The organism is Cupriavidus sp. 2SB (genome assembly GCF_005503625.1).
Lineage (GTDB): Bacteria > Pseudomonadota > Gammaproteobacteria > Burkholderiales > Burkholderiaceae > Cupriavidus.
The window spans coordinates 1-2,746 of sequence record NZ_SCMX01000164.1; the positions used below are offsets into that span (position 1 = coordinate 1).

The 2,746-nt window shown below is 65.1% G+C and carries 1 protein-coding gene; it reads left to right on the forward strand.

The genetic code is table 11. The features are described 5' to 3' along the window. Positions 1 to 2,746: hemagglutinin repeat-containing protein (locus FFS21_RS31825; protein WP_171020537.1), on the forward strand; the 2,746-nt coding region annotated here is incomplete at both ends.

The window sequence follows — 2,746 nt, forward strand, 5'->3', positions numbered from 1 at the left end:
GATGCCACCGCGCATGGCGGTCGCGATTACCTGCGTGAACAGACCACTAGTGGCGTCGGCAGCCGTGTGCAGGCGGGCGGCAGTGTCACGGCGGTAGCCGGGCGCGATGCCACGCTGACCGGCTCGGCCATCCAGGCAGGCAGCGACGCCATGCTGCTGGCGGGACGCAGCGCCACGGTCACCGCATCGCTCGATACGCAGACGCGCGATGCAGGATCCTCGAGCAACAAGCGATCGCAATTCACGCAATCGTCCTATGACGAAACCGCGCGCGGCAGTGCGGTGCAGGCGGGCAGCAATGCCACGCTGGGCGCGGGACAGGCTGCAGCGGCGGCGATTCTCGAAGCCAACGGCATCAAGGCACAGCCGACCGAGGCTGGCAGCACCGGCAACCTCGCCGTGCTTGGTTCTTCCGTCAGCACCGGCACCGCGACAACAAAAGGTGGTGCGGTGTCACTGGTCGCCACGGGTGACGTGACCGTTGGCACCGTAACCGAGCAGCACACATCCGATAGCTGGTCCCAATCGAAAAAATCCGGATTCATGTCGAAGAAGGAAACGACCACGACCACCAACTCGCGCAACACGGTGGCGGTCGGCTCTGTGATATCGGGCGATACCGTACGGGGCAGCGCCGGACGCGATCTGGCGGTCAGCGGATCGACGGTGGCCGGCACTCAGGACGTGGGTCTGGAAGCTGGCCGCAACCTGACGATTGGCGCGGCGGAGAGCAGCAGCGAGAGCCACAGCTATTCACGCACCAAGGCAACGGGCTTCGGCGCCACGGGTGGCGGCCTCTCCTACGGCTCGCGTGACCAGAAGGACACGATCAACGACAGCGCCGTCACGCAAACCGGCAGCCTCGTCGGCAGTACCGATGGCAATGTCAGCCTGAGGGCGGGGAGCACGCTACGCGTGACAGGCAGCCAGTTGATCGCCGCCAAGGATCTGACAGGCGTGGGCGCCGATGTGGCGATCGAAGCCGCCAAGGGCCGCGCGCATCACGACGAAACCCACGAGATCAAGCAGACCGGCCTGACGCTGGGGGTTAGCGGCGGCGCGCTCGGCTCGGCAATCAATGCGGGCCAGAAAGTCAGCTCGGCGACCAAGAGCCAGGATGGCCGGGCGTCGGCGCTGTGGGGTATCGCAGCAGGTCGCGACGCCTATGACGCGGCCAAGGGTGCGGGCGATGCCATGAAGAGCCTGGCCGGTGGTTCAGGACCGCTCGGCACCGCTATCACCCTCTCCCTCGGCACCAGCAAGAACAAGAGCACGCTCACGCAGGACAACACCTCGCACGCCGGATCGAAGGTGCAGGCTGGCGGCAAGGCGGTCTTCATCGCCACGGGTCAGGATGCCGATGGCAACAAGACCGCTGGCAATCTGGATATCGTGGGTTCCAGTATCGCCGCCACACAAGTGGGACTGGCGGGTAAAGGCAAGGTCAACATCGCCTCTGCGACCGATACCTACGAGACCCACACCACGAACAAGTCGAGCAGCGGCAGCATCGGCATGTCCTACAGCGCGCAGGGCTTCGGCGCGTCGGCGTCAGGGTCGACGAACAAGGGCAATAGCGACACCAGTGGCACCACACAGGTCTACAGCCGCATCACGGGCAGCGAATCGGTGTCGATCGTCTCGGGTGGCGACACCAACATCCTCGGCGGCGTGGTCAGCGGCCGCAAGGTGTCGGCCGATATCGGCGGCCACCTCAACCTCGCCAGCTACCAAGACACCGAGCAATCCCGCGCCCGCCAGACCAGCGCGGGCGGTGGTCTGAGCTTCAGTCAAGGCGGCGGCCTGAGCGGCTCGCTCTCGGCATCGACGGGCAAGGCCAACGGCAACTTCGCCAACGTGGCCGAGCAATCCGGCATCTACGCAGGCGACGGCGGGTTCGACTTGAACGTCAAAGGCAACACCGACCTCCAGGGCGCCCTCATCGCCAGCACGGCCACGAAGGACAAGAACTCGCTGAAGACGGGCACCCTGAGCTGGGACGATATCGAGAACAGATCGGACTACAAGGGCACGTCGTTCGGCGTGGCCGGTGGCTTCACCTTCGGCCCCAAGGTCAAGGACGAGAAGACCGGCCAGACCTCGGGCAAGAACACCGGTGGCATCAGCCCCATGATTCCCCAGCACGAAAGCGGCCGCCAACGCGGCACGGCGCAGTCCGGCATTGCGGAGGGCACGATCCACATCACTGACGACGCCAACCAGAAGCAGGACGTAGCCACCCTGAATCGCGATACGACCGATACCAATTCGACCGTTCGCAAAGGCCCCGACCTCAACAACTTGCTGAACAAGCAAGCGGACACGATGGCTGCGGCGCAGGCGGCCGGTGAGGCGGTGGCGAAGTCGGTGGGGGATATTGCGAGCAGCAAGCTCAAGGATGCAGCGATAGCCCAGAGCAAGGCAGAGAAAGCGTTCGACGCCGACCCCAGCGAAGACAATCGCGCCAACTTGGCAAAGGCCACCGCGGATGTCGAAGGTTGGAAGGACGGCGGCGAGTATCGCGCTGCCTTGCACGCGGCCGGTGGCGCAATGATTGCGGGGCTGGGCGGTGCAAATGTGATTGCTGGCGCGGTCGGTGCCGGGGCGTCATCGCTGGCGGCTGGGAAACTGGCTGAATTGGGCAGTGCGGTGTCGGGAAGCGTTGGCAGTGGGAATGCCAACCTCGACGAAGCGATTGGGAACCTTGCGGCGAATATCGTGGCTGGGGGGATTGGGGCTGCGGTGG